This window comes from Duganella sp. AC917, from assembly GCF_979258245.1.
The window spans coordinates 3,454,254-3,478,913 of the sequence record NZ_OZ409848.1 but is presented as its reverse complement, the minus strand read 5'-3'; the positions used below and the strand labels follow the sequence as shown (position 1 = coordinate 3,478,913).

Here is a 24,660-nt window from a genome sequence, read left to right as displayed (position 1 = left end):
GTCATGACGGTCAACGAAAGTCCCCTGATCACCTTTTTCGAGCGTGTCGTCGATCCCCTGATCATCATGGGGATGTTGTATTTGTGCACGGTCCTGCTCGGCGCCAGCTTCACCGGCTATTCGCTGGTGCTGACGATCATCGCCTTCTTCGTCGCCTCGTCGGTCTATAAATACATCGATCCGTACCGCAGCTGGCACACCGGCGGGCGCTGGGCCGCCGCGCGCGACCTGGTGCTGGGCTGGCTGTTGACGGTGGTGCTGCTGACCCTGATCGGCTATGCCAGCGGCATGGTGCCGCACTACGACCGCACCGTGGTGCTGGTGTGGATGGTGGCCACGCCGGTGGCCATGCTGCTGTGCCACCTGGCCGCGCACCGGCTCGGCGCCGACCCGCGCCGCGGGCAACTGAGCTCGGTGGTGATCGTCGGCGCCAACGATGTCAGCGTCAAGTTCGCCGCCACCATCGGCCGCCTGCCCAACCTGCTGATGAACGTGCACGGCTACTTCGACGACCGCGGCCCGGAGCGCCGGGTCGAGGGCGTGGTCCATCCGATGCTGGGCAACATGGCCGACATCGCCGCCTATGTGCGCCAGCACCAGATCAAGATGATCTTCATCAGCCAGCCGATCTCGGCCCAGCCGCGCATCCGCAAGCTGCTCGACGAGCTCGAGGACACCACCGCGTCGGTCTACTTCCTGCCCGACATCTACGTGTTCGACCTGATGCAGGCGCGCTTCGGCAGCGTCGGCGGCATGCCGGTGATCGGCATCCGCGAGTCGCCGTTCACGGGCGTCAACAGCATCATCAAGCGCTGCAGCGACATCGTGCTGGCGCTGGCGATCCAGATCCTGCTGATCCCGGTGATGCTGGTGATCGCCGTGGCCATCAAGGCGACGTCGCCCGGACCGGTCATCTTCCCGCAGCGGCGCTACGGCCTCAACGGCGAGGAGATCATCGTCTACAAGTTCCGCTCGATGACCGTCACCGAGAACGGCGACAAGGTGGTGCAGGCCAAGAAGGGCGACAGCCGCATCACGCGGGTGGGCGGCTTCCTGCGCCGCAGCTCGCTCGACGAGCTGCCGCAGTTCCTCAACGTGCTTCAGGGGCGCATGAGCATCGTCGGGCCGCGCCCGCACGCGGTGGCGCACAACGAACAGTATCGCAAGCTGATCAAGGGCTACATGTTGCGCCACAAGGTCAAGCCCGGCATCACCGGCTGGGCCCAGGTCAACGGGCTGCGCGGCGAGACCGAGACGCTCGACAAGATGGAAGCGCGCATCGAGTACGATCTGGACTACCTGCGCAACTGGTCGCTGTGGCTCGATTTGTGGATAATCGTGCGCACCGTGCTGGTGGTGGCCAAGCGCGAAAACGCCCATTGACCGGGCCCCATCGACAGGAGCGACGAATAGAAATGCTGCATTGCGATATTTGTGCCACAATCCGGGTTGGAGGTTGCATTTAATGCATAGCCTTTATAATATTGACAATCGTTTGAGCGGAACGCATACTTTGCCCCCACGCCGGTCGCAGCCGATGACCGCCGCCACAAGTGACTGAGGAAGACTATCTTGAACCATACACAATTTGACGGCGTCGCGCGACGCCACGGTCTGCGCCGCGTCGGCGGCGGCGCGTTGGCGCTGCTGCTGGTGGCCGGCTTGGCCGCCTGCGGCAAAAGCGACACCAAATCCGGCCAGGCGCTGGTCAAGGTCGGCAGCGAGGAAATCACCGCGCTGCAACTGAACGAGGAACTGGCGCGCTCGGGCGTGCCGGGCGCCCAGCAACAGCAGGCCCGTCCGCAGATCCTGGCGTCGCTGGTCGACCGCCAGCTGCTCATCAACGAGGCCGTCAAGGACAAGACCGACCGCGACCCCAAGGTGGTGCAGGCGATCGAGCGCGCCAAGTCGCTGATCCTGGCCCAGGCCTATCTGCAAAAAAAGGTCGGCACGCCGGCCAAGCCGACCAAGGACGAGGTCAAGGACTACTTCGACAAGCATCCGGCGCTGTTCTCCCAGCGTAAGACGATCGACATGCGCCAGCTGGTGCTGCCGACGGCCGACCTGACCGACGCCCTCAAGAAGGACATCGACGCCGCCAAGTCGCTCGAGGACGTGGCCGCCTTGCTCGACCGCTACAACGTCAAGTACGCGCGCAACCAGATCTCGCGCAGCTACGCCGACCTGGCGCCGGCGCTGGGCGACAAGCTGTTGTCGCTGCCCAAGGGCCAGCTGTTCATCATCCGCGAGGGTGAGCGCAGCACCGTGGTGACCATCACCGACGTGCGCGACACGCCGGTCGATCTGGCCGCGTCGACGCCGCAGATCGAGCAATACCTGATGAACACCCGCGGCAAGGAAGCGGCTGCGGCCGAACTGGCGCGCCTGCGCGCGGCCACCAAGATCGAGTACACCAACAAGGCCGACGAGCCTGCCGCGCCTGGCACCCCTGGCGCGACGCCGGCCGCGCCCGTCGCGCCGGCCGCCGCCCCGGGCACGCCCGGCCACGACGACGCCAACGCCCGCGGCGTGGCAGGACTGAAATAACGCGGCGGCCCGCCAGGGCCGCGCACCGATACACCGCATTTCACGGAGAACATATTATGAAACGAATCGTATTTTGGATGATGGCGTCGCTGCTGGCGCTGACCTTGGGCACGGCCGGCGCCGCCGAGCTGCTGCTCGGGCCCGGCGACGTGGTCAAGATCTCGGTCTACAACAACCCCGACCTGACCACCGAGACGCGCGTGAGCGCGTCCGGCTTCATCACCTTCCCGCTGGTCGGCCAGGTCGCCGTGTCGGGCCTGCCGACGGCCGCCGCCGAGAAGAAACTGGCCCAGCTGCTGGTGTCGGGCGGCTTCGTCAAGAACCCGCAGGTCAACATGATTGTCACCTTGCTGCAAAGCCAGCAGGTATCGGTGCTGGGGCAGGTAGGCCGCCCGGGCCGCTATCCGCTGGACGGCAGCCGTAGCGTGCTCGACGTGCTGGCGCTGGCCGGCGGCGTCAGCGCCGACGGCGGCGACACCGTCACCGTGCTGCGCACCCGCAACGGCACCACCACCAAGGACGTCATCGACGTCGCCGAGCTGGTTCGCACCAGCAACATGAAGTCCGACCTCGACCTCAGCGGCAACGACGTCGTCTACGTCGAGCGCGCACCGCGCTTCTATATCTACGGCGAAGTGCAGCGTCCGGGCATGTTCCGCATCGAACGCTCGATGACGGTACTGCAGGCGCTGGCCTCCGGCGGCGGCCTGACCCCGCGCGGCACCGAACGCGGCCTGCGCATCAAGCGCCGCGACGCCGAAGGCAAGCTGCAGATCCTCGAAGCCAAGTACGACGATCTGGTGCAGAACGACGACGTGCTGTACGTGCGCGAGAGCCTGTTCTGACGGCGGGCCCGCCGCTGAGGCGGGCGCGTGATCATCGATCGACCATTTTGAGAAGACAACCATGAATCTAACCCATTTGCTCCTGGCGCTGCGCGCCCGCTACAAGATCGTGCTGATCATCGTGGCGGTAGCGGTAGCCGCCACCGTCGCCATCAGCATGCTGCTGCCCAAGGTCTACAAAGCAAGCACCGCGCTGGTGCTCAACACCAAGGGCGTCGACCCCGTCACCGGCGTGAGCCTGCCGGTGCAGATGATGGCCGGCTACGTTGTGACCCAGGCCGACATCATCCGCAGCAAGAGCGTCGCCCTCAAAGTGGTCGACAACCTGCGCCTGGCCGACAGCCCGGCCGTGCAGCAGCAGTTCGCCGACTCGGTCAAGGGCAACAACGACATCACCATCAAGGAATGGCTGGCCAACCTGTTGCTGGCCAAGGTCGACATCGAACCGTCGCGCGACTCGAGCGTGCTGACGATTAACTTCCAGGGCGCCGATCCGAAGTTCGTCGCGGCCGTGGCCAACGCCTTCGCCGAAGCTTACATGCAGTTCAGCGTGCAGTTGAAGACCGACCCGGCGCAGCAGGCCTCCGGCTTCATCAACACCCAGATCAAATTGCTGCGCGAGCAGTACGAGGTGGCCCAGAGCCGTCTGTCGAAGTACCAGAAGGATAACAACATCTACAACGCCGACACCCGCGTCGACGTCGAGATGGCGCGCCTGAACGAACTGTCGAGCCAACTGGTGCAGGCCCAGGGCCAGTCGATGGAGGCGCAATCGCGTTCGCGCCAGGCCACCGGCAACGCCGAGGGCTCCCCGGACGTGCTGAATAACGGTCTGATCCAGGGCCTGAAGTCGAGCCTGGCGATGGCCGAGGCCAAGCTGGCCGACACCTCGGCGCGCCTGGCGCCGAACCACCCGCAATACATCTCGGCCAAGTCCGAGGTCGACAAGTTGCGCGCCACCCTGAACGAGCAAATCCGCATCGCCTCGAGCGGCGTGGCCGGCACCAACACCATCTTCAAGCAGCGCGAGGGCGAACTGCGCGCCGCGCTGGCCGCGCAAAAAGCGCGCGTGCTGGAGATGAACGGCGCGCGCGACGAGTTCGTCGTGCTCAGCAACGAGGCCGACAACGCCCGCCGCTCGTACGAATCGGCCATGCAGCGCTATAACGCCACCAACCTTGAAGGCCAGTCCAAGCAGTCCGACATCGCCGTGCTGTCGACCGCTAACACGCCGACTTCGCCGTCCTCGCCGCGCCTGCTGCTCAACATCGCGCTGTCGCTGGTGATCGGCAGCATCCTCGGCGGCGGCGCCGTGCTGCTGCTCGAGCTGCTCGACCAGCGCGTGCGCTCGGCGTCCCACATGGCCGACGCCTTCGGCCTGCCGGTGCTGGGCGTGATCGCCACGCCGCGCGCGGCCAAGCGCGTGCTGCGCAAGCGTGCGGCAGCGCCGATGGTGCAGCTGCAGCAATGACCCGACCCGCCACCGGGCACACCGACTTACACGGAGCATCAACATGAATTCGAATACCGTTCCATCCTATCCGGCGCCGGAGTTGCGCGACAAGCCGCAGGCCAGCGTGCCGGACCGCTCGATCGGCGCGATCCTGATCAAACAAGGACGCCTGTCGGTGGCCGACGCTGAAAAAGTCATGCGCCACCAGGTCGAGCACAACGTGCGCTTCGGCGACGCCGCGCTGGCGCTGGGCGTGCTCAGCACCGCCGACATCGAGTTCGCGCTGTCGCGCCAGTACGACTACCCGTATCTGCTGCGCGGCGAGAGCGCCATCAGCGAATCGGTGGTGGCCGCCTACGAGCCGTTCACCGCCCGCGTCGAATCGCTGCGCGCGCTGCGCAACCAGCTGATGTGGCGCTGGTTCGAAACCGGCGAAGAGCGCCGCGCGCTGGCCATCACCGGCGCCGAGCGCGGCGACGGCCGCAGCTTCCTGGCCGCCAACCTGGCGGTGGTGTTCTCGCAACAAGGCCAGCGCACGCTGCTGATCGACGCCGATCTGCGCCACCCGAGCCAGCACGCGCTGTTCGGCCTGGAGAACCGGGTCGGGCTGTCGTCGGTGCTGTCGGACCGCAACGGCGTCGAAGCCGTGCAACGGGTGCCGGCGCTGCTGGACCTGTCGGTGCTGACCGCCGGCGCGCCGCCGCCGAATCCGTCCGAGCTGCTGGGCCGTCCGGCGCTGGGCAAGCTGCTGCGCGAACTGGCGCCGCAGTACGACGTGATCCTGATCGACACCCCGGCCGGCAGCGAATGCTCGGACGCGCAGATGGTGGCCGGCCGCGCCGGCGCCGCCGTCGTGGTGACCCGCCAGGACGCGTCGCACGTCAACCACGTGCACGACCTGATCGGCGCGCTGGGCGAGGCCCGCGTGCACGTCGTCGGCACCGTCCTCAACAACTTCTAACCGGCCACCGCGATGGACACCATGCTCACCCAACCCGTCCGCGCGCCGCGCGCCGCCCTGGCGCCGTCGATACTGCTGCTGGTCGGGCTGGGCGTGATCTACCTGCCGACGTTCTGGGACCTGTTCCACGGCGCCTGGAGCTCTGACCGCAACGCCCACGGGCCGATCGTCATGGCCGTCGCCTTCGGCTTCCTGTATTTCCGCATGCGCCAGCTGCTGTCGCAGGAGCGCTTCGAGCGCCGCCCGGCGCCGCTGGCCGGCGCCGCCGCGCTGGCGCTGGGCCTGGTGTCGTACGTGCTGGGCCGCTCGCAGGGCGTGCTGCTGCTTGAAGTCGGCTCGCTGCTGCCCGTGCTCAGCGGTGTGCTGATCGCCTTCTACGGCGTGCGCACCTGGTCGCGCATGTGGTTCGCCTTCTTCTTCATGCTGTTCATGATTCCGCTGCCGGCCTCGATCGTCGACGTCATCACCTTGCCGATGAAAATCGGCGTGTCGTACGCCACCGAGCACCTGCTGTACTGGTTCGGCTACCCGATCGCCCGCAGCGGCGTGATCCTCACCATCGGCCAGTACCAGCTGCTGGTGGCCGACGCCTGCGCCGGCCTGAATTCGCTGTTTACGCTCGAGGCGCTGGGACTGCTGTACATGAACCTGGTGCGCCACCCGTCGGTGGTGCGCAACGTCGTGCTGGCGATCCTGATCGTACCGATCTCGTTTACCGCCAACACCTTGCGCATCATGTTCCTGTCGCTGATCACCTACCACTTGGGCGACGCCGCCGGCCAGGGTTTCCTGCACGGCTTCTCCGGCCTGGTGTTGTTCCTGTCGGCCTTGCTGCTGATCATCAGCGTCGACAGCGCGCTGAGCTGGCTGGTGCGCAACCGCGCCAAACGCGACGACGACGAGCAAGCCGGCCTGCAACTGCCGGCGGTGGCCGCCGGCGCCTGGCGCCAGCTGACCCACGTGGCGTTGCGCCCGGCGCTGGCGATGTTGGTGGCCATGGTCGGCACCGTCGCGCTGGCGCATGCGCTCACGCCGACCCTGGAGTCGGTGGCCGGCGGCACCACGCTGGCGACCAGCGTGCCGACCCGCTTCGGCGACTGGACCGAGGTGCCCAACGCCAGTGCCCAGGCCGAGCTGTCGACCGCCGACGACGGCGGCCGCAACCTGGAGCAGCCTTACGACGACGTGCTGATGCGCACCTATGTCAACCGCGACGGCGTGCAGGTGATGTTGGCGCTGGCCTATGCCAAGGAACAGCGCCAGGACGTCAAGCTGCACCTGCCCGAGATTTGCTATCCGGCCCAGGGCTACAAGGTGATCGCCTTGAACCCCGCCACGTTGGCGGTGACGCCGGCCGGCACGCTGCCGGGCAAGCACATGATCGCGTCCAGCCAAAACCGGCTCGAGGCGGTGACCTACTGGACCCGCATCAGCGACGCCTATCCGCAGGGCGGCTTCGACATGCGCATGAAGATCTTCCGCGACGGTCTGGCGGGCAAGGTCGCCGACGGCATCCTGGTGCGCGCGTCGACGCTGGTGCGCGACCAGAGCGAGACCAAGGCCGCGTACGCGGTGCAGCAGGACTTCCTGCGCCAGCTGGTGGCGGCCAACGATCCGCGCGGCCACGCGCTGGTGGCGCGCTGAAACGCGGCGTCGTCGGGGTGCCCGATGCAAGATGCCGGATGAAAAAAGCGGCCCCCTCGGGGGCCGCTTTTTATTGGGCGGACGGTGGGCGCGGCGGCGCGCTTCAGGCCAGCGTGCCGGCCATGGTCGGCTTGAACTGGCGCCGGCGCAGCTGCCGCAACGCGTGGCGGCGGGTGGCCGGATGGCCCGCCATGACAAGCAGGTCGCCCAGGCTGAGGCGGATCTGCGGATACGCGCCCAGCGAATTGAGCAGGCCGGGCAGGGCGCGACCGCCCTTGCCATGTTTGGCGTAAAACAAGCGTGCCGCCTGGATGATCTTGTCCCCCGATTTGAGCGTGATGCGCTCGAACTCGTGTGAGACGTCCATCAAATAGCTGTTGGCGCCGATGTTGTGGGCCGGCCCGCCGTGTTGCACCAGCCGCACCCACATCTCCCAGTCCTGCCAGGCCGGCATGGCGGCGTCGAAGCCGCCGGCCTCGCGCATGCGCGCCGGCGTGGTAAACACCTGGTTACCCATGAGGTTTTCGCCCAGCATGGCGTCGTAGTCGGCCACCGGCGCGGCATTGGCCAGCGTCACCGCGCCGCCCTGGTCGACAATGCGGCGGTCGAACAGGCACGAGAAGCGCTCGCCGGTCCGCTCGCGTGCGCGCCAGGCTGTCAGGAAGCGTTCGAGGCGGTGCGGCAGGAACATGTCGTCGTCATCGAGCCCCGTGATGAACTCGCCCTGGGCGATGTCGAGCGCCTGGTTGCGCGCGGCGCAGGCGCCGACCGACGTGTCGTTGTGGATCAGCTTGACGTTGTGGACGCCTTGCAGGCTGCGCACGTAATCGCAGGTGCCGTCGGTGGCGCCGTCCGAAACGATGATCAGTTCGACGTCGGCGTGGGTCTGGCCGAGCACCGACTGCACCGCGCGGCGCAGCAGCGCCTCGCGGTTCTTGGTGGGGATGTAGATCGTAACGAGTGTGCCCATGGGACGAACTCCGTAGAAGAAAGAAACAATACAGTGGCGCGACGGTGCCGCGCTAGCCGCCCAGACCCGCCATTTTTTTCAGGTCCTGCACCAGCGCCTTGGAAAACACGAAGGTCAGCGTGCCGTACACGGCCGCGCCGAGCAGGGCCACGACGATCAGTTGCACCTGCGGCTGGGCCTGTTGGCTCAGCAACCATTGCTGGGCCGGGTAGATCGCGGCCACCATCAGCAGCGCGAACAGCGGCGCCTGCCAGATGGCGCGGGTCAGCGCCCCGAGGTCGCTGTGCAGCTGGCGCGTGGCGTAGTAGAAATGCGGCAAGCCGTTGAGCACATTGGCGATCAGGTAGCAGATCGCCACCCCTTCGATACCCCATTGCACGCCGATAAAGAAGCTGCCGACCTGCAAAATCGCGCCAAGCAGGCCGAGCCGCATCATCAGGTCGGTGCGTCCGGTCGACATGAACACGGTGCCGGTGGTGGTGATGAGCGACTGGATAAAGCCGACCGGCGCCAGCCAGGCCAGCACGATGGGCACGGTGGCCCATTTCGGACCGAGCGCGACGGTGACGAACGGCTCGCGCAACACCCACAGCCCGGCCATCATCGGCGCGGTCATGGTGGCGATCAGGCGCAGCGCGCGCAGGTAGAGCAGCGCCATCTGCGGGCGGTCGTTTTGCTGACGGCTCATGACCGGGAACAGCGCCCGTCCGGCCACCGCGCTCATGCTTTGCAGCGGGAACATCATCAGCTTGTAGGCCTGGGCGTAGATGCCCAGTTGCACCTGGCCGAGCACGCGGCCGATGACCAGGCTGTCGGCGTTGCGGGCAAAGAAATTGATGAAGCTAAAGCCGGTCAGGTTGCCGCTGAAGCCCCACAGCGATTTGAACTCGTCCATGCTCCAGACCCACTTGGGCCGCCAGCCGTTGGCCAGCCATAGCTGGACCGTCGATACCGCCGCGGCCGTCAGCGTTTGCCACACCAGCGCGTAGACGCCGAAGCCGGCGTACGCCAGCACCACCGCCGCGACCAGGCCCGACAGCGCTGACACCAGTTCCACCCGCGCCAGCGTGCGAAAGCCGGAGCGCCGCTCCAGCAGCGCCTGGTGCACTGCGCTGGCGCTGGTGACGGGGAAGGCCACCGCCAGCAGGCACAGCACCGGCGCCAGGCGCTCGGTGCGGAAGTAGCTGGCCGCCAGCGGCGAGGCCGCGCACAGCACGGCCGCCAGCAGCAAGCCCATGCCGACGTTGAGCCAGAACACCGTGTTGGTGGTGTGGTCGCTCAGGTTTTCCTTTTGCACGATGGCGGCGGCGGTGCCCATGTCGCGCAGCAGATAGGCGAAGTTCATGGCCACCGTGGCCATCGCCAGCAGGCCGTATTCGGAAGGGGGGAGCAGGCGCGCCAGGATAACCAGCGACACCAGTTGCAGCACGATACGTGCCGCTTGCGCCAGCGTGAGCCAGCGCGCGTTCGACATGGCGGACATCAGGCGGTGCTTCTTTCATTTGTGAAACCATAGGCCGCGATCATGGCCCGGATCTGATCGTCGTTGTAGCGCGCGCCGAGGTTGTCGAGCCATAGCGCCACCTCCTGCGAGCCGTCCCAGCAATAGATCTCGTCGCTGCTGCCGGCGCGGCGGAAGCTGGCGCCGCGCGCGCGCGCCATCCACCAGAACCAGATGTCGTCGCCGCGCGGGCACAGCCGCGTGAAAGCGTTGACGTCCAGCACCTCGGGACCGAACACGCCGGCCGGATACAAGGTACCGCCGATGCCGGTGGGGAAGTTAAGCCGGCTCGACTCGGTGTTGGCGGTCTCGAATTCCCAGTCGTTGTAGGCCACCGGCAGGCCGTCGGCGTCCAGGCGCATGCGGTGCATGCGGTGGCAGATCACCTCCAGCTTGCCCGGCACGCGGGCCTCGGTGAGCTGGCGCAGCCAGTCGCGCCAGTAGTACACGTCGTCGTCGGCGGTGACGATGGCGCGCTGCTCGCCTTGTTGTAGCAGGGGAATCATCTTCTTGTAGGAGCGGGTGTCGTCGCACGCTTCGATCTCCAGCCCGGCCGCGCGCAGCGCCGTGACGGCCGGCGGCAACTTGTCCATGTCGCCATGGGCGATCCACAACACGACACGGGCCGGCGCCTGGGACTGCGACAGCAGCGACTTGAGCGTCAGGTGCAGGGTGGCGAAGCGGGGCGGGTAGGACGTCAGTGAGACGACCACGTCGGCGCCGCCGTTGGCGCCGCGACGTGCGCCGTAATGGCGCCCGTACGCCAGCCAGTCGCGCTCGAGCACGACAAGGCGGCGCAGGTTCGCGGCGCGCCGGGCCAGCCCGCGCGCCTTGTTCTTCAACCAGCTAGTCATCGGAACGTCCTAGACGGCGTGCTTGCCGGCGCGGCCGATCGCGTGGTATTCGACGCCTTCCTTGTGCATCGTGGACGGTTCGTACAGGTTGCGGCCGTCAAAGATCAGCGGCTGCGTCAGCGCGGCCTTGAGGGCGCCGAAGTCCGGGCTCTTGAACGCCTTCCATTCGGTCATGATGATCAGCGCATCGGCGCCTTCGACCGCGCTCATCGGCGCGTCGCTGTAGCTCAGGCCGCGCTGCTCGGCCGGCAGGTCCGCCAGGTCGAGTTCGAACGCGTGGCGCGCTTCCTCCATCGAGACCGGGTCGAAGGCGACCACTTTGGCGCCGCGCTTGAGCAGCTCCTTGACCATCACGCGGCTCGGTGCGGCGCGCATGTCGTCGGTGTTGGGCTTGAACGCCAGGCCCCACATGGCAAAGGTCTTGCCGCTCAGGTCTTCGCCCAGGCGGCCGACGATCTTGCCCAGCAAGATTTGCTTTTGCTGGTTGTTGACCGACTCGACCGCGTGCAGGATTTCCAGGTGCTGGCCGAACTCGCCGGCGCTGCGCACCAGCGCCTGCACGTCTTTCGGGAAGCACGAGCCGCCGTAGCCGGTGCCGGCGTACAGGAAGCTGAAGCCGATGCGCGGGTCCGAACCGATGCCCTTGCGCACGTGTTCAATGTCCACGCCCAGCTTGTCGGCCAGGTTGGCCAGTTCGTTCATGAACGAGATGCGCGTCGCCAGCATGGCGTTGGCGGCGTACTTGGTGAACTCGGCCGAGCGCACGTCCATGTACAGGATGCGTTCGTGGTTGCGGTTGAGCGGGGCGTACAGTTCGCGCATCTTGTCGCGCGCCTGCTGGCCGGCGGCGTCGGTGTCGGCGCCGATGACGATGCGGTCAGGACGCATGAAATCGTCCACGGCCGCGCCTTCCTTGAGGAACTCGGGGTTCGATACGACGGTCACGCCGACGTCGGCGCCGCGCGCGGCCAGTTCTTCGGCGATGGCGGCGCGCACTTTCTCGCCGGTGCCGACCGGAACCGTCGATTTGTCGACCACGACCTTGAACGCGGTCATGTGGCGGCCGATATTGCGCGCTGCAGCAACCACGTATTGCAGGTCGGCCGAGCCGTCCTCGTCGGGCGGGGTGCCGACCGCGATGAATTGGACATCGCCGTGCGCCACGCTGGCGGCGACGTCGGTGGAGAAGGTCAGGCGGCCGGCGGCGCGGTTGCGCTCGATGATCTCCTTCAGGCCCGGCTCGTAGATCGGCACGCCGCCATTGTTCAGGATGTCGATCTTGCGCGCATCGACGTCGAGGCAAAACACCGAGTTGCCCAATTCGGCCAGGCAAGCGCCCGTAACGAGGCCAACATAGCCCGATCCAATCACCGTAATTTTCATTCGCGTTCCTTATTGTTTACTGTTAGCGCACCGCGCGGGAACCGCACGGCGCAGTATCGTCACATCACCATCTCATGCTATGCTACGCTGCAGCATTTGTTGGGAATTTTACACGTTATCGACGTTTCCATTGGATTATTTTGAATTCAACCGCGCGCGCCAGTCGGCGCGCGGCTGAGCGCCCGGCTGCGGTCCCGTTGGTGCCAATTGCTATTTTTGCATGCTACAATAGTGGGTGCTGCGATGGGCGGCGCCCTTCCGGGCCCGCTGCGGCAGGGTATTTTTTTCGCGTGAGCAGGAGTTTTAAGTTGGCAAAGATCGATGTTTTGTTGCCTGTTAAGAACGGAGTGGACTTCCTGGCGGAGTCGCTCGACAGCCTGCGGGCGCAAACGTTTACCGACTGGCGCGCGCTCGTGCTCGACCACGGCTCGACCGATGGCAGCGCCGAAATGGTGCTCGAGTACCAGCAGCGCGACGCGCGCATCGAGCTGCACCGGCTGCCGCACGCGCCCGGCCTGTCCGGCCTGCTCAACGCCGGCCTCGATCTGGCCGACGCCGAGTTCGTCATGCGCCACGACGCCGACGATGTGTGCATGCCCGATCGCATGGCGCTGACCCTGGCCGCGTTTGCCGCCCAGCCGGCGTGCGTGGCCATCGGCGGCCAGGCCCAGGTGATCGACGCGGCCGGCGCGCCGCTCGGCGAGATGTCGGTGCCGGTGGGCCGCGCGCGCGTCACCGCCGCCGGCCTGTTCCGCAATCCGGTGGCCCATCCGACCGCTATGTTGCGGCGCAGCGCAATGCTCGAGTTGGGCGCCCGCTACGGCGTCGATTTCCTCGGCGTGCTGGCGCCCGCGCAAAGTCTGCAAGTGCCCAACCTGGCCGAGGATTACTTCCTGTTCGGCCAGTTGGCCGTGCTGGGCCGTTGCGACAATGTGCCTCAGCAGTTGATCCGCTACCGCTGGCACGGCAACAACGTCAGCGCCACCAAGTTCATGGAACAGACCACGCTGTCGCTGGCGATCTCGCGCTTTTTGATGCGCTCTTTTTGCGCGCAGCACGGTTTGCCGTATGTCGATCCGGCGCCGTTTTGCAACCACGGCGGCCTGTTGCTCGACGTCGACGGCAAACGCAACTTCGACGCCGACTTCGCGCGCCTGGCCGACGTGCTGCGACGCGGCCTGGGCGACTCGCCGGCGCTGGAGCGCGAGCTGCGCTACCGGCGCGCGCTGGCCACGCGCAGCGGCGCCGGCCTGCTGTGGCGCTACCGCGCCTTCCGCGGCGCCCACCGTCCCGAGACGGGCGAGTGGAACGCGATACGCTCCTGGCTGATCCGGCTGTTGCCCGGCAAGCGCCGGTTGCGTGTCGCGGCCGAGCCGGCCTGAGCACTCTTTTTGATGGGACGCGCCGCGAGGCGCCCCCTGCGTTCTGACAACTAATAGGTACACTATGGCAACTATGCCCAACTTGGCTTCGCTCAGGTCGTTCAAGGCGCCCGATTTCCTGAGGAATCCGTTCCGCCCCATCTATCTGCTCGGGGCGCTGATGGTGCTCATTGCCGCAGTGCTGGGGGCGGCCACGCCGATCCTGGTGGACCTGATGAACGGCAGCCTGGGCAAACTGCTGGCCTTGCCGGCCGCGCTGGTGATCGGGCTGTTGATCATCTACGACCGCAAGCTGACCTTGCTGATGATTATCGTGCTGCGCGCCAGCGGCGACAACGTGCTCGAACTGACCCGTTTCTCGATCGGCAGCTATCCGCTCGGTATCGGCGGCGTGATCAACGGCATGGTGATTTTGCTGGCGATCATGCTGGTGTTCGAGCAACCGGGCAACATGCCGCGACGCGGCTACACCGCCTGGTGGCCGTTCCTGCTGCTCACGCTGCTGGGCATGATCCTGTCGCCCGAGCGGGGCGAGGCGGCGCGCCTGTTCCTGACCCAGGTGTCGTACTTCGCCATGTTCGTCGGCGGTTATTACTGCGTGCGCAGCCGCGAGGATTTCCGCGCCTGCCTCAAGCTGGTGATGTGGTCGTCGGCCATCCCGGTGCTGTACGCCTTCGTCTCGATGGCCATGGCCGGCGGGCATATCGGCGGCGAATTCCGGCTGCGCAGCACCTTCGGCCACCCCAACGTGCTGGCGTTTTACCTGACCGTGGTGATCGCGCTGGGCTTCTACCTGCTCAAGACGATGCCGGCGCAGGCGTCGACGAGCGCGCGCGTGTTCCTGGCCCTGTATCTGATCGTACTGCTGAGTTTGTTGATGCTGACCAAGACCCGCAGCGCCTGGAGCGCCGTCGGCCTGGCCTTCGGCCTGTACGCGCTGATCTTCGAGCGCCGCTACCTGCTCTACATGGCCGTGCTGGCGGCGGCCGGCCTGCTGATCCCCGGCGTCGGCGACCGCGTGCTCGAGCTCGGCCAAGGCAACCAGGTGACCATGTACGCCAACCTCAATTCGTTCGCGTGGCGCGTCTACCTGTGGCAAACCGGCCTCGACTACATGCAGCCGCTGAGCTTCCTGACCGGCAACGGCTTGCAGTCGTTCATCAAGTATTCGGTGATCTTCTTCCCGCTCGCCGGCAAGATCAACTACGGCGCCCACAGCGTGTATGTGCAGTTGCTGTTCGAACTGGGCATATTCGGCCTGGTCGCGTTCTTCTGGCTGGCGTACTCGCTGCTGCGTCAGCTGATGCCGCTGCTCAAGATCGACAAGCTGGCCGGCTATACGCTGATGGTCTTGCTGATCAATCTGCTCGTGTGTAGTTTCAGCGATAATATGTTCTATTATCTTTCTTATAACTGGTATTTGTGGTTCGCGATCGGCGCCGGTTGCTCCATGTGCCTCCACTCCGCCGCCGCCGCCCCCGCGCCGGGCGTCCGGGCGCGCTGAGCCATGGTGATGCCGTCTCGTCTGTCGTCCGCCGTGAGCGCGCCGACGCCGGCGCCGGTGCCGCCAGCGCATCCGGCGCACCTGGCGGTGCTCGATGGCTGGCGCGGCATCAGCATCCTGCTGGTGCTGGCCGCGCACATGCTGCCGCTGGGCCCGCACCACTACATGTTCAACTACAGCGTCGGCATCCTTGGCATGGTGGTGTTTTTCAACCTGTCGGGGTTCTTGATCACGTCCTTCCTGATCAAGGACCAGCGCGTGGTCGGCTTCCTGATCAAGCGCTTTTGCCGGGTGCTGCCGCTCGCCTGGCTGTACATGATCATCGCGCTGGTGGCGTCCAGCGCGCCGGCGGCCGTCTGGCTGGGCCACTTCCTGTTTTACGCCAACATGCCGCCCGGCGACGGCCGGCTCAATCTGCTGTTGCCGATGACCGAGCACCTGTGGAGCCTGTGCATGGAGATGCAGTTCTATGTCGGCGTGGCGCTGCTGGTGTGGGTGCTGCGCGCGCGCGGCCTGTTGCTGCTGCCGCTGCTCGGGCTCGGTTTCACGTCGCTGCGCGTGTGGGAAATCGTCATGGCCTCGTCGGTGAGCTACTACCGCATCGACGAGATCCTGGCCGGCTGCACGCTGGCGCTGGCCTACCACGGCAAGCTCGGCGCCAACGCCCGCCAATGGCTGGCGCGCGTGCCGCAACTGCCGCTGCTGGTGGTGCTGACCTGGTCGTGCATGCCGCAGGGCCAGTGGCTCAACTACGCACGTCCGTATCTGGCCGCGCTGCTGGTCGGCGCCACGCTGGTGCGCCCCGACGCCACGCTGGGCCGGGCCCTGCACGGGCGCTTCCTGTTTTTCGTTGCCGGCATTTCGTACGCGCTGTACGTGATCCATCCGTTGCTGATGCATAGCTGGCTGGGCGACGGCGAAGGCGACCTGATGATCAAGTATGCCAAGCGCCCGCTGCTGTTCCTGGTCCTGTTCGTGCTGGCCTGGCTGTCGACCCGCTATTACGAAACGCTGTTCATGGCCGCCGGCCGGCGCTGGGCCGACAGGCTGGCCGGCAAGCGGGTCCAGCCTGCCACCAAGAACGACGACGTCACTCTTCCCCAGCCCTAACGCGCCTCGCGGCGCGCACCCAAGCCCATCTTCATGAAAATAGCGTATCTCATCAATCAGTACCCCAAGGTCAGCCACAGTTTCATTCGCCGCGAGATCCTCGCGCTCGAGCGCCAGGGTTTCGAGGTGCAGCGTATCGCGCTGCGCGGCTGGGCCGACCAGCTGGTCGACGCCGAGGATTTGCGCGAGCGCGAGAAAACCCGCTACCTGCTGCGCGACGGCGCGCTGGCGCTGGCGCTGTCGACGCTCGGCGCGCTGATCAAAAGCCCGGGCCGCTTTGCAGGCGCGCTGGGACTGGCGCTGCGCATGGCGCGCCGCGCCGACCGGCCTTGGCCGCTGCACCTGATCTATCTGGCCGAGGCCTGCCGCATGCTTGGCTGGCTGCGCGCGTCCGGCGCGCGCCACCTGCACGCGCACTTCGGCACCAATCCGGCCGAGGTGGCCATGCTGGCGCGTGCGCTCGGCGGCCCGGCCTATAGTTTCACCGTGCACGGCCCCGAGGAGTTCGACAAACCGGAGTTCCTGCACATCAAGGAAAAAATCGCCCGTTCGGCCTTTGTGGTGGCCATCAGCAGCTTCGGCCGCAGCCAGCTGTTCCGCTGGATCCCGTTCACCGACTGGCCCAAGGTCGAGATCGTCCATTGCGGCCTGGAGCCGGTGTTCCACGCCGGTCCTGCGGTGCCGCCGCCGGCCGCGCCGCGCCTGGTGTGCGTCGGCCGCCTGTGCGAGCAAAAGGGGCAGTTGCTGCTGGTGCGCGCGGTGGCGCAGCTGGTCGCGCGCGGCATCCCGGTGGAACTGGTGCTGGCCGGCGACGGCGAGATGCGCGGCGAGATCGAAGCGCTGATCGCGCGCCACCAGTTGCAGGCGGCGGTGCGCATCACCGGCTGGATCAGCAGCGACCAGGTGCGCGCCGAGATGCTGGCCGCGCGCGCGCTGGCCTTGCCGAGCTTTGCCGAAGGGCTGCCGGTGGTGGTGATGGAAGCGATGGCCTTGCGCCGTCCGGTGCTGACGACCTACGTGGCCGGCATTCCGGAACTGGTGCGCGACGGCATCGACGGCTGGCTGATACCGGCCGGCGACGTCGACCACCTGGTGGCCGCGCTGGAACGGGCGTTGGCCACGCCGCTTGACGAACTTGCCGCGATGGGCGAGCGGGCTCATACGCGGGCGCTGGCGCGCCATTCGATCGATACCGAAGCGGCCAAGCTGGGCGCGCTGATCAAGGCGCTGCCGCAAGCTTGAGCCGCGCCGCGCCGCGATAGCGACCGCCACGGCGAACCTCGCCGTCGGCTAACCATGGAGTGTTGGTGATGAAAATAGCGTACTTGATTCAGGCGCATAACAATGTGCGCCAACTGGAGCGCTTGCTGGCGGCGCTGGACGGCCCCGACGTATCGTTCTTTTTGCATATAGACAAAAAGGTCGATATCGCCCCGTTCGCCCATCTGGCCGCGTCCAACGTCGCGCTGGTGGACCCGCGCGTGGCGGTGTACTGGGGCGACTTCAGCCAGGTCGAGGCGACCCTGGTGCTGATCGGGGCGGCGCTGGCCAGCCCGGTCGGGGCGACGCGGCTGGTGTTCATCAGCGGCGCCGATTTCCCGATCCGCTCGGCGGCCGAGATCGGGCGCTTTTTCGCCGAGCGTCCGCAAACGGAGTTCATCAATACGGTGGCGATGCCGGCCGACGCCCTGGGCAAGCCGATCTCGCGCCTGACGCGCTACCATCCACGGCCGAGCGCGCCGCGCGTGGTGCGCGGCCTGCAAAAAGTGATGATGCGCGTCGGACTGCTGCCGCGCGAACGCGACTACCGCCAGCACCTGGGCGCCTTGCAACCGTATGGCGGATCGAGCTGGTGGGCGTTGACCCGCGCCACTTGCGAGCACATTCTGCGTTTCGTCGAGCAAAACCCGGCGGTGGTGGAATTCTTCAAGCACACCGGATGCCCTGACGAATCGTTTTTCCAGACCATCGTCTGCAATACCGACGCGGCCGCCCGCGTGGCGCCCAATCTGACCTATACGGTCTGGGCGCCCGGCGCGGCCAGCCCGGAATACATGTCGGAAAAGCATCTGCCGATATTGCGCGAGGCGGCGCGCACGCGCGTGACGACCTCGTTCGGCGAGACAGACATCATGTTCGCGCGCAAGTTCTCCGACCAGCAGGCCGAGGTGGTGGGGCAGTTGTCACGCCAGATCGCACAGGACCAGGCGGCGGGCTGAGGCCAATCCGGGCCAAGTCGGCCCAGGCCGGGCCGGCGGCGTGCGCCGCCGGCCGGTGGATCAGGAAGCGAGGAAGCTGCTCTGCCAGCGCCAGGCATCGGCGCACATCTGGTCGACCCCGCGCGTGGCCTTCCAGCCCAGTTCGCGCTCGGCCAGTTCGGTGGCCGCGTAGCACACGGCGATGTCGCCCGGACGGCGGGCGTTGATCGTGTAGGGGATGGGCTTGCCGCACGCCTTCTCGAACGCGCGCACCATGTCGAGCACGCTGCTGGCGGCGCCGGTGCCGAGGTTGTACGTCAGCACGCCCGGTCCGGTGGCCAGTTTCTCGAGCGCGCGCAGATGGCCCATGGCCAGGTCGACCACGTGGATGTAGTCGCGCATGCCGGTGCCGTCCGGGGTGGGATAATCGTCGCCGAACACGGCCAGCCGCTCGCGCCGGCCCTCGGCCACCTGGGCGATAAAGGGCAGCAGGTTGTTCGGGATGCCGCGCGGGTTTTCACCGATCTGGCCGCTCTCGTGGGCGCCCACCGGATTGAAATAGCGCAGCAGCGCGATGCCCCAGTCGGGCGCCGCGCGGGCGTGGTCGCGCAGGATGTTCTCGATCATCAGCTTCGATCCGCCGTACGGATTGGTGGTGCGCAGCGGCGAGTCCTCGGTGATCGGCACCGTGTCCGGATCGCCGTAGACGGTGGCAGAGGAACTGAACAGCAGCCGTTTGACGCCGAACTCGGCCATCGTTTGCAGCAGCACGATGCTGCCGTACACATTGACATCGTAGTAGCGCAGCGGCTGCGCCACCGATTCGCCGACCGCCTTGAGCCCGGCGAAGTGGATCACCGCGTCGAACGCGTGGTTGCCGAACACGGCCGCCATGGCCGCGCGGTCGCGGATGTCGGCCTCGACGAAGCCGGGCGTGCGTCCGCCCAGCGCGGCAATGCGGTCGACCACGCCGGCCTCGCTGTTGGACAGGTCGTCGACGATGACCACGTCGTGGCCGGCGTTGAGCAATTCGACGCACGTATGGGAGCCTATGTAGCCGGCGCCGCCGGTGACCAGAACTTTCATCGCAATTCCTTTTCTAAGGTTGACTTGGGCCGCGTTATTCGGTGTCGCGCTTGGAGCGCACCCACTCGACCTGGCGGTTGACCAGGAAGCCGATATACACCGGCACCTTCCAGAACACATACAGTACCGCCATGGCCAGGTTGGCCGCGCTGAGGATGTTGCGGCCATAGCGCCACCAGGCCAGCAGCACCGCCATGCCCAGCGCCGCCAGCAGCGCGGCGGCCGCCAGCAGCGGGCCGGCGCCGCCGCCGAACAGTGCGAACACGGCCGTGACCGTGCCCAGCGCCAGTACCATCAGCACCAGCAGCGCCAGCGGCGGCACCGCCAGGTCGAGCGCCATGCCGACCATGCCGGGGCGGCCCTTGAGCACGCCTTCGAGCAGGAAGCGCGGCGCCGCCGACAGGATCATGCTCAGGTGGCCGTGCTCCCAGCGCTTGCGCTGGGTCTCGGTGCCGGCGTCGCTGGTGGGGAAGGTGCTCGACACCAAGGCCTGCGGACAGAACAGCGGGGGCGTGCCGGCACGCGCCAGGTCCATGCCCAGCTTCATGTCCTCGACGATGTGGCCGTTGGCCAGCGAGGCCGTGCTGATGATGCTCCACGGGAAGGCCATGCCGCTGCCCATCAGCGGGCAGGGGATGCCCAGGCGCAGGAAGCCAAGCGGGCGCACCAGGTTTTTGACGGCCCAGGCGAATTCGGCGATCTTTTTCATCGGGCCGCTGCCGGCCGGCGCGTGCATCAGGTACAGCGCCTGCACCGGCCGGCCGCTGGCGACGGCGGTGCGCGCCAGGCGGTCGATCGCGCCCGGTTCGACCAGGCAGTCGGCGTCGACGATCAGCATCACCTCGGGCGGGTCTTCGGCCAGGCAGCGCACGCCGAAGTCGAGCGCGTAGCCCTTGCCGCGCAGGTTGGCGTCGAAGCGCTCGCGCACCTCGGCGCCGGCGGCGCGGGCGGCGGCGGCGGTGCCGTCGGCGCAGTTGTCGGCCACCACCAGCACGCGGTCGCCTTGTTGCAACTGTGGCAGCAAGGTGGCGATGGTGGCGCCGACGCCGTCTTGTTCGTTATGCGCCGGCACCAGGATGGCAATGCGCGGGCGGCGCCCTGCCAGCGGCGCGCCGGGACCGGGCGCGGCAATCGCCAGCAGCGCCTGCGTCAGCAGCACCAGCACCGGCACCGCCAGCAGCGCCAGTACTATATAGAGCAGTCCCGCCAGCACGGCGCTCATGCCGCGCTCCGGGAGTCGAGGGCGGCGCCGGCTGCGACGCCGGGGATCACGCGCGCCGGGGCGCCGACGGCGGTGGCGCCGTCGGGCACGTCGCACAGCACCACCGACATGGCGCCGATGCGGGCGTTGTCGCCGATGCGCACGCCGCCGAGCACCTGCGCGTAGGCGCCGAGCTCGACGTTGTCGCCGATGACCGGGACCGGTCCGTCGGGATGGCGGTTGCCGATCGTGACGCCCTGGCGCAAGGTGCAGTTGGCGCCGATGACGGTGTCGGCGTGCAGGAAAATGTTACCGAAGTGCCAGATGCGCAATCCGGGGCCGATGCGCGCGCTTTTCGGCAGGCTCACGCCGGTGGCCGTTTCGATCAAACGGAACAGCAGCCAGTACAGCGCCAGAGACACTTTGCGCGCCAGGCCGGCGGGGCGCCGGTCGAGGCGGCGGCCATAGCGGTACAGCCAAACGGCCCAGATCGATTGTTCTTTCAAAAAAGGGCGGCGCAGCGCGTAGCGTTGCAGGTCCGCCGCCCAGTCCGGGTCGTGGCTCATGGTGTGTGGCTTTCGTGTCGGGGCAAGGCCGCCGGAGGTGGGCGACGGCATCAAAACATGTATTTTAATCCACTTGTTGGCCAGCCGTTGTTTTTTTGGTGCGGCGCAAAAAAAGCGCATGGCCGACCGCGAAGTCGGGCATGCGCCGCGCCCGCGTGCACGCGGGCGGGAAGGAGAGTACCTATTACTCGACGGCTGACAGGTCGGCGCGCACCGACGAGACGTTGTTGGCGCCGCTGGCGGCGGTCAGCACGATCCAGCCGCCCTCAGGCCAGACGAAGCGGGCGGTTTGACCGTTGCCCAGTGCGCCGGAGTTGAACTTGACCGTGCCGCCGACGTACACCTGGATCTTGAGCAGCGCGCCGCCGGTCGCGATGACCGAGAATTTCTGCGTGCTGCCGACCTTCGGCCGGCCCCAGGTAACGCGTGTCAGGCCGCTCGAATTGCCGTTGGTGACAACGGTCTGCGTTGGCGCGGCAGGGAAGACCAAGGCCTGGGCCCACTGGTCGAAGTTTGGCGTCGTGGTACCGGAGGTACGCGTCCATGGGCCGCGCATCGACAGCGCGTTGACGCTGGCAGGGGTGGTGATCTTGATGGCCTTGCCGTTGCCGTCGACCCAGCTCTGCGCGCCAACCACCTGGCGCAGGTTGGCCCGCACGCGGTCCATCTCGGCGGCGACGCTGTTGCTCCAGCCGTTAGGCATCAGGTTCAGCGGCGAGCCCGTTTCGGCGTAGATGGCAAACGGCGTGCCGGTGTTGCGGTCGACCACGTAGGCGCCATAGGTCTTGAGCGTCTCGATGATCTTGCGCAGTTGCAGGTTGCCGATCTTGGAGGTGTCGTAGCTGGCCGGCAGCATCATCAACGCGCCCTGCGGGATCTTGCCGTAGTTGGTCTTGGTGGCGTCGCCGTCGGACGAGGTGGCAGGGTACACGTACGGCGTGGTGGCCGACAGCGCGTTGTAGGTCAGCGACATGGCCAGCGCGTGCTTGTACACTGGCTGTCCGTCCTCGATCTCGTGCGTACGGATCAGACCGGCGGCGGCGGGCACGCCGGTGGCGCGGGCGCCGTGGTAGTAGTGGGCCGGGTCGCCCCAGCCGGAGCCCTTGGCCGGCGACCAAGCGTACAGCGCCGCTTCCCATTTGCCGTTGACATTCTTCAGCTGCCAGAACGAGTGGATGATGCCGGTGACCGGGTCATAGATGTCGGCGTGGCCGTCGGCGCCGCTGGCCGGCAGCGTGTCGGCGGGCCAGCGCGGCAGCGTCACCGCGCCATTCATCAGCGTATCGGGATTGTTAGGGCCGGGCGCGCCGTTGCGGCCTGTGACGGTGACCGGTTTGTCGGTGGTCTTGGCCAGGAACAGGCCGGTCGACCAGGTGCCGCGCTCGATCGACGGGAAGTAGCTCGACTTCGGGATTTCATAGGTGTCCAGCACCGGATTGATAGGGCGCGAGTTCCACGGCGACGACGCCGCGAATGGCTTTTGGTACGTCTCGAAACCACCGGCAACTGGCGCGGTGGTGGTCTGGGCGCCGGCCTGGAAGCTGAGTGCGCTGGCGCTGAGCATCGACCAGCCGACCAGTTTGGCAAGATGTTGGCCGGACGAGCCAGTTGATTTCCCGAAGAACATGATTAACTCCTGATTGAATGAATGTGGAGGGCATTAACCGCATCCCTGAAAAATATTATACACAGATTTCTTGCCGTACGGAACTTTTTTGGATTTGCCGTTTGAATCTGACGTATTCTCGCCAATACTCCGCCAGAAACGGCCGATGATTGTCATTTTTTATTTCATTCTGTTCAATTTCAAGGCCTTGCGCAGCCGCCGACGCGGCTGGCGTGGGCTTTCTTGCGCAAATTGCACCGGCTATTTTTTAAAGATAATATAATCAATATATTAATTGACGTGCGTTGCAGATATTAAATTACTGAATATAGATTAAATACAGCGAATATTAAAAATGAATTAAGGCGGCATGTGCGGATCATGTCTTGATACCGTCGCGGTATTTAGTGCGGACGCTTTGCGCTGGCGCAAACGACGCTGCGGTCCGGCACGCGCCAGCGGAGCGCGGGACCACGCCGCCGGTCTGCTATATTTCGGTAGCGAAACGCCAAGGGGCGCGTTCGGACGATTTATGTGCACATGCAGCATTTTTCGCTGGTAAAAATGTTGTTGCTATGCCATGATCCTCCCTGCCGCCCGGGCCAACCCCGCGTGCGGGCCGCGCGGCGCCTCTCGTCAGGCGCCCCGGCCAGTGCCGGCGGGCATTTTTTTTTACCTATTTTATAGAGGACCATATATGAAGGCGATGATCTTGGCTGCAGGCAAGGGGACCCGGGTGCGCCCGCTGACGTTCGATTTACCAAAACCGATGATACCGGTGCTGGGCAAACCGGTCATGGCCTACCTGATCGAGCACCTGGCCAAATACGGCGTCAACGAAATCATGGTCAACGTCAGCTACCTGCATGAAAAAATCGAGGAGTACTTCGGCGAAGGCGACCAGTACGGCGTGCAGATCGGCTACTCGTTCGAAGGTTACACCAACGACAAGGGCGAAGTCGTCCCGGAGGCGCTGGGCTCGGCTGGCGGCATGAAGAAGATCCAGGAGTTCGGCGGCTTCTTCGACGACACCACGATTGTGCTGTGCGGCGACGCCGTCATCAACCTGGACCTGAAGTCGGCGCTGTTCGAACACCGCCGCAAGGGCGCCAAGGCCAGCGTGATCTGCCGCGAAGTGCCGTGGGACAAGGTCGAGAGCTATGGCGTGGTGGTCAGCGACAAGGAAGGCCGCATCAAGCAGTTCCAGGAAAAACCGAAGCAGGAAGAGGCGCTGTCGAATTTCGTCAGCACCGGTATCTATATCTTCGAGCCCGAGATCCTCGACCTGATCCCGGCCGGCAAGGTGTTCGACATCGGCTCCGAGCTGTTCCCGCTGCTGGTCGAGCAGGGCGTGCCGTTCTACTCGCAAAACCGCACCTTCAGCTGGATCGACATCGGCAGCGTCAAGGACTACTGGGAAGTGTCGCAGAGCGTGATGATGGGCGAAGTGGCCCACATGGACGTGCCGGGCATCCAGCTGGCCGACGGCATCTGGGCTGGCCTCAACACCAGCATCGACTGGGAAGGCACCACCATCGAGGGCCCGGTCTACATCGGCTCGGGCTGCAAGATCGAGGCCGGCAGCACCATCATCGGCCCGACCTGGATCGGCCACGGCAGCCATATCTGCGCCGGCGCCGAAGTCGTGCGCAGCGTGCTGTTCGAGTACACCCGGGTGTTACATAACGTAAAACTGGACGAAATGATCGTCTTCAAGGATTATAGTGTCGACCGCGCGGGCGAGATGCGCCATGTGTCCGAGTACGGCGATGGCGAGTGGACCAATGCCCGCGACCGCCGCAACAAGCGGCGCAACCCGGCCGAAGCCGATAAATAACAAGGAAGTTGC

At 66.2% G+C, this 24,660-nt stretch carries 20 protein-coding genes; 12 read left to right on the top strand and 8 right to left on the bottom strand.

Annotation, left to right across the window (positions count from 1 at the left end; translation table 11 throughout):
• Positions 1–3 precede the first annotated feature (3 nt).
• The 6 genes from ACZ0BA_RS15060 (at position 4) to xrtB (ending at position 7,450) form a co-directional block, all read left to right on the top strand.
• Positions 4–1,383 (top strand): undecaprenyl-phosphate glucose phosphotransferase, encoded by a 1,380-nt coding sequence (locus ACZ0BA_RS15060; protein ID WP_463452035.1) that lies wholly within the window; start codon positions 4–6, stop codon positions 1,381–1,383.
• Positions 1,384–1,572: 189 nt separating this feature from the next.
• Positions 1,573–2,547, top strand: a complete 975-nt coding sequence (locus tag ACZ0BA_RS15055) for an EpsD family peptidyl-prolyl cis-trans isomerase (protein ID WP_463452034.1) — start codon at positions 1,573–1,575, stop codon at positions 2,545–2,547.
• A gap of 56 nt (positions 2,548–2,603) precedes the next feature.
• Positions 2,604–3,392 carry a polysaccharide export protein EpsE gene (gene epsE, locus ACZ0BA_RS15050; RefSeq protein ID WP_463452033.1) on the top strand — a complete coding sequence of 263 codons (789 nt, stop codon included), beginning with the start codon at positions 2,604–2,606 and terminating at the stop codon, positions 3,390–3,392.
• 61 nt (positions 3,393–3,453) lie between these two features.
• Positions 3,454–4,863, top strand: a complete 1,410-nt coding sequence (epsF, locus tag ACZ0BA_RS15045; protein WP_463452032.1) for a chain length determinant protein EpsF — start codon at positions 3,454–3,456, stop codon at positions 4,861–4,863.
• 43 nt (positions 4,864–4,906) lie between these two features.
• Complete coding sequence (epsG, locus tag ACZ0BA_RS15040; protein ID WP_463452031.1) at positions 4,907–5,806, top strand: chain length determinant protein tyrosine kinase EpsG; 900 nt, start codon at positions 4,907–4,909, stop codon at positions 5,804–5,806.
• Positions 5,807–5,827: 21 nt separating this feature from the next.
• Entirely contained in the window at positions 5,828–7,450 is a 1,623-nt protein-coding gene (gene xrtB / locus ACZ0BA_RS15035; RefSeq protein ID WP_463452030.1) for an exosortase B, read from the top strand.
• Positions 7,451–7,553: 103 nt separating this feature from the next.
• On the opposite strand, the gene ACZ0BA_RS15030 is transcribed toward xrtB, so the two are convergent.
• The 4 genes from ACZ0BA_RS15030 to ACZ0BA_RS15015 are packed head-to-tail and all read right to left on the bottom strand — an operon-like array spanning position 7,554 to position 12,158.
• Complete coding sequence (locus tag ACZ0BA_RS15030; RefSeq protein WP_463452029.1) at positions 7,554–8,420, bottom strand: glycosyltransferase; 867 nt, start codon at positions 8,418–8,420, stop codon at positions 7,554–7,556.
• Positions 8,421–8,472: 52 nt separating this feature from the next.
• Positions 8,473–9,903 carry an MOP flippase family protein gene (locus ACZ0BA_RS15025; protein ID WP_463452028.1) on the bottom strand — a complete coding sequence of 477 codons (1,431 nt, stop codon included), beginning with the start codon at positions 9,901–9,903 and terminating at the stop codon, positions 8,473–8,475.
• Positions 9,903–10,775, bottom strand: a complete 873-nt coding sequence (locus ACZ0BA_RS15020) for a hypothetical protein (protein ID WP_463452027.1) — start codon at positions 10,773–10,775, stop codon at positions 9,903–9,905. The genes ACZ0BA_RS15025 and ACZ0BA_RS15020 overlap by 1 nt, the downstream gene beginning before the upstream one ends.
• Before the next feature lie 9 nt (positions 10,776–10,784).
• The gene (locus tag ACZ0BA_RS15015; protein ID WP_463452026.1) at positions 10,785–12,158 is read right to left on the bottom strand and encodes a UDP-glucose dehydrogenase family protein; all 1,374 of its coding nucleotides are present in this window, start codon (positions 12,156–12,158) and stop codon (positions 10,785–10,787) included.
• A gap of 308 nt (positions 12,159–12,466) precedes the next feature.
• Here ACZ0BA_RS15015 and ACZ0BA_RS15010 point away from each other — a divergent pair, with 308 nt between their 5' ends.
• The 5 genes from ACZ0BA_RS15010 to ACZ0BA_RS14990 all read left to right on the top strand — a co-directional run bounded on the left by ACZ0BA_RS15010 (position 12,467) and on the right by ACZ0BA_RS14990 (position 18,373).
• Positions 12,467–13,540 (top strand): glycosyltransferase family 2 protein, encoded by a 1,074-nt coding sequence (locus ACZ0BA_RS15010; RefSeq protein WP_463452025.1) that lies wholly within the window; start codon positions 12,467–12,469, stop codon positions 13,538–13,540.
• Between the two features lie 73 nt (positions 13,541–13,613).
• The gene (locus ACZ0BA_RS15005; protein WP_463452024.1) at positions 13,614–15,044 is read left to right on the top strand and encodes an O-antigen ligase family protein; all 1,431 of its coding nucleotides are present in this window, start codon (positions 13,614–13,616) and stop codon (positions 15,042–15,044) included.
• Between the two features lie 9 nt (positions 15,045–15,053).
• Complete coding sequence (locus ACZ0BA_RS15000) at positions 15,054–16,154, top strand: acyltransferase family protein (RefSeq protein WP_463452023.1); 1,101 nt, start codon at positions 15,054–15,056, stop codon at positions 16,152–16,154.
• A gap of 33 nt (positions 16,155–16,187) precedes the next feature.
• A complete protein-coding gene (locus ACZ0BA_RS14995; protein WP_463452022.1) occupies positions 16,188–17,396 on the top strand; it encodes a glycosyltransferase family 4 protein in 1,209 nt (402 codons plus the stop codon).
• Positions 17,397–17,464: 68 nt separating this feature from the next.
• On the top strand, positions 17,465–18,373 hold the full coding sequence (locus ACZ0BA_RS14990; RefSeq protein WP_463452021.1) for a beta-1,6-N-acetylglucosaminyltransferase: 909 nt from the start codon (positions 17,465–17,467) through the stop codon (positions 18,371–18,373).
• 60 nt (positions 18,374–18,433) lie between these two features.
• On the opposite strand, the gene galE is transcribed toward ACZ0BA_RS14990, so the two are convergent.
• The 4 genes from galE to ACZ0BA_RS14970 all read right to left on the bottom strand — a co-directional run bounded on the left by galE (position 18,434) and on the right by ACZ0BA_RS14970 (position 22,832).
• Positions 18,434–19,438 (bottom strand): UDP-glucose 4-epimerase GalE, encoded by a 1,005-nt coding sequence (gene galE, locus ACZ0BA_RS14985; protein WP_463452020.1) that lies wholly within the window; start codon positions 19,436–19,438, stop codon positions 18,434–18,436.
• Positions 19,439–19,472: 34 nt separating this feature from the next.
• Positions 19,473–20,660, bottom strand: a complete 1,188-nt coding sequence (locus ACZ0BA_RS14980) for a glycosyltransferase family 2 protein (protein WP_463452019.1) — start codon at positions 20,658–20,660, stop codon at positions 19,473–19,475.
• On the bottom strand, positions 20,657–21,205 hold the full coding sequence (locus tag ACZ0BA_RS14975; RefSeq protein WP_463452018.1) for a serine O-acetyltransferase: 549 nt from the start codon (positions 21,203–21,205) through the stop codon (positions 20,657–20,659). Before ACZ0BA_RS14975 ends, ACZ0BA_RS14980 begins: the two co-directional genes overlap by 4 nt.
• 184 nt (positions 21,206–21,389) lie before the next feature.
• Entirely contained in the window at positions 21,390–22,832 is a 1,443-nt protein-coding gene (locus ACZ0BA_RS14970) for an Atrophin-1 multi-domain protein (protein ID WP_463452017.1), read from the bottom strand.
• A 676-nt stretch (positions 22,833–23,508) separates the two neighbouring features.
• On the opposite strand from ACZ0BA_RS14970, the gene ACZ0BA_RS14965 reads away from it, so the two are divergent.
• Complete coding sequence (locus ACZ0BA_RS14965) at positions 23,509–24,648, top strand: sugar phosphate nucleotidyltransferase (protein ID WP_463452016.1); 1,140 nt, start codon at positions 23,509–23,511, stop codon at positions 24,646–24,648.
• Positions 24,649–24,660: the final 12 nt, after the last annotated feature.

Bases quoted from the DNA above. Each gene is read 5' to 3' on its own strand.
- ACZ0BA_RS14970 (WP_463452017.1), bottom strand. From the start codon at position 22,832: ATGTTCTTCGGGAAATCAACTGGCTCGTCCGGCCAACATCTTGCCAAA.
- ACZ0BA_RS15025 (WP_463452028.1), bottom strand. From the start codon at position 9,903: ATGTCCGCCATGTCGAACGCGCGCTGGCTCACGCTGGCGCAAGCGGCA.
- ACZ0BA_RS14995 (WP_463452022.1), top strand. From the start codon at position 16,188: ATGAAAATAGCGTATCTCATCAATCAGTACCCCAAGGTCAGCCACAGT.
- galE (WP_463452020.1), bottom strand. From the start codon at position 19,438: ATGAAAGTTCTGGTCACCGGCGGCGCCGGCTACATAGGCTCCCATACG.
- ACZ0BA_RS15060 (WP_463452035.1), top strand. From the start codon at position 4: ATGACGGTCAACGAAAGTCCCCTGATCACCTTTTTCGAGCGTGTCGTC.
- ACZ0BA_RS15020 (WP_463452027.1), bottom strand. From the start codon at position 10,775: ATGACTAGCTGGTTGAAGAACAAGGCGCGCGGGCTGGCCCGGCGCGCC.
- epsF (WP_463452032.1), top strand. From the start codon at position 3,454: ATGAATCTAACCCATTTGCTCCTGGCGCTGCGCGCCCGCTACAAGATC.
- xrtB (WP_463452030.1), top strand. From the start codon at position 5,828: ATGCTCACCCAACCCGTCCGCGCGCCGCGCGCCGCCCTGGCGCCGTCG.
- ACZ0BA_RS15005 (WP_463452024.1), top strand. From the start codon at position 13,614: ATGCCCAACTTGGCTTCGCTCAGGTCGTTCAAGGCGCCCGATTTCCTG.
- epsE (WP_463452033.1), top strand. From the start codon at position 2,604: ATGAAACGAATCGTATTTTGGATGATGGCGTCGCTGCTGGCGCTGACC.
- epsG (WP_463452031.1), top strand. From the start codon at position 4,907: ATGAATTCGAATACCGTTCCATCCTATCCGGCGCCGGAGTTGCGCGAC.
- ACZ0BA_RS15030 (WP_463452029.1), bottom strand. From the start codon at position 8,420: ATGGGCACACTCGTTACGATCTACATCCCCACCAAGAACCGCGAGGCG.
- ACZ0BA_RS14990 (WP_463452021.1), top strand. From the start codon at position 17,465: ATGAAAATAGCGTACTTGATTCAGGCGCATAACAATGTGCGCCAACTG.
- ACZ0BA_RS15015 (WP_463452026.1), bottom strand. From the start codon at position 12,158: ATGAAAATTACGGTGATTGGATCGGGCTATGTTGGCCTCGTTACGGGC.
- ACZ0BA_RS14965 (WP_463452016.1), top strand. From the start codon at position 23,509: ATGAAGGCGATGATCTTGGCTGCAGGCAAGGGGACCCGGGTGCGCCCG.
- ACZ0BA_RS14975 (WP_463452018.1), bottom strand. From the start codon at position 21,205: ATGAGCCACGACCCGGACTGGGCGGCGGACCTGCAACGCTACGCGCTG.
- ACZ0BA_RS14980 (WP_463452019.1), bottom strand. From the start codon at position 20,660: ATGAGCGCCGTGCTGGCGGGACTGCTCTATATAGTACTGGCGCTGCTG.
- ACZ0BA_RS15000 (WP_463452023.1), top strand. From the start codon at position 15,054: ATGCCGTCTCGTCTGTCGTCCGCCGTGAGCGCGCCGACGCCGGCGCCG.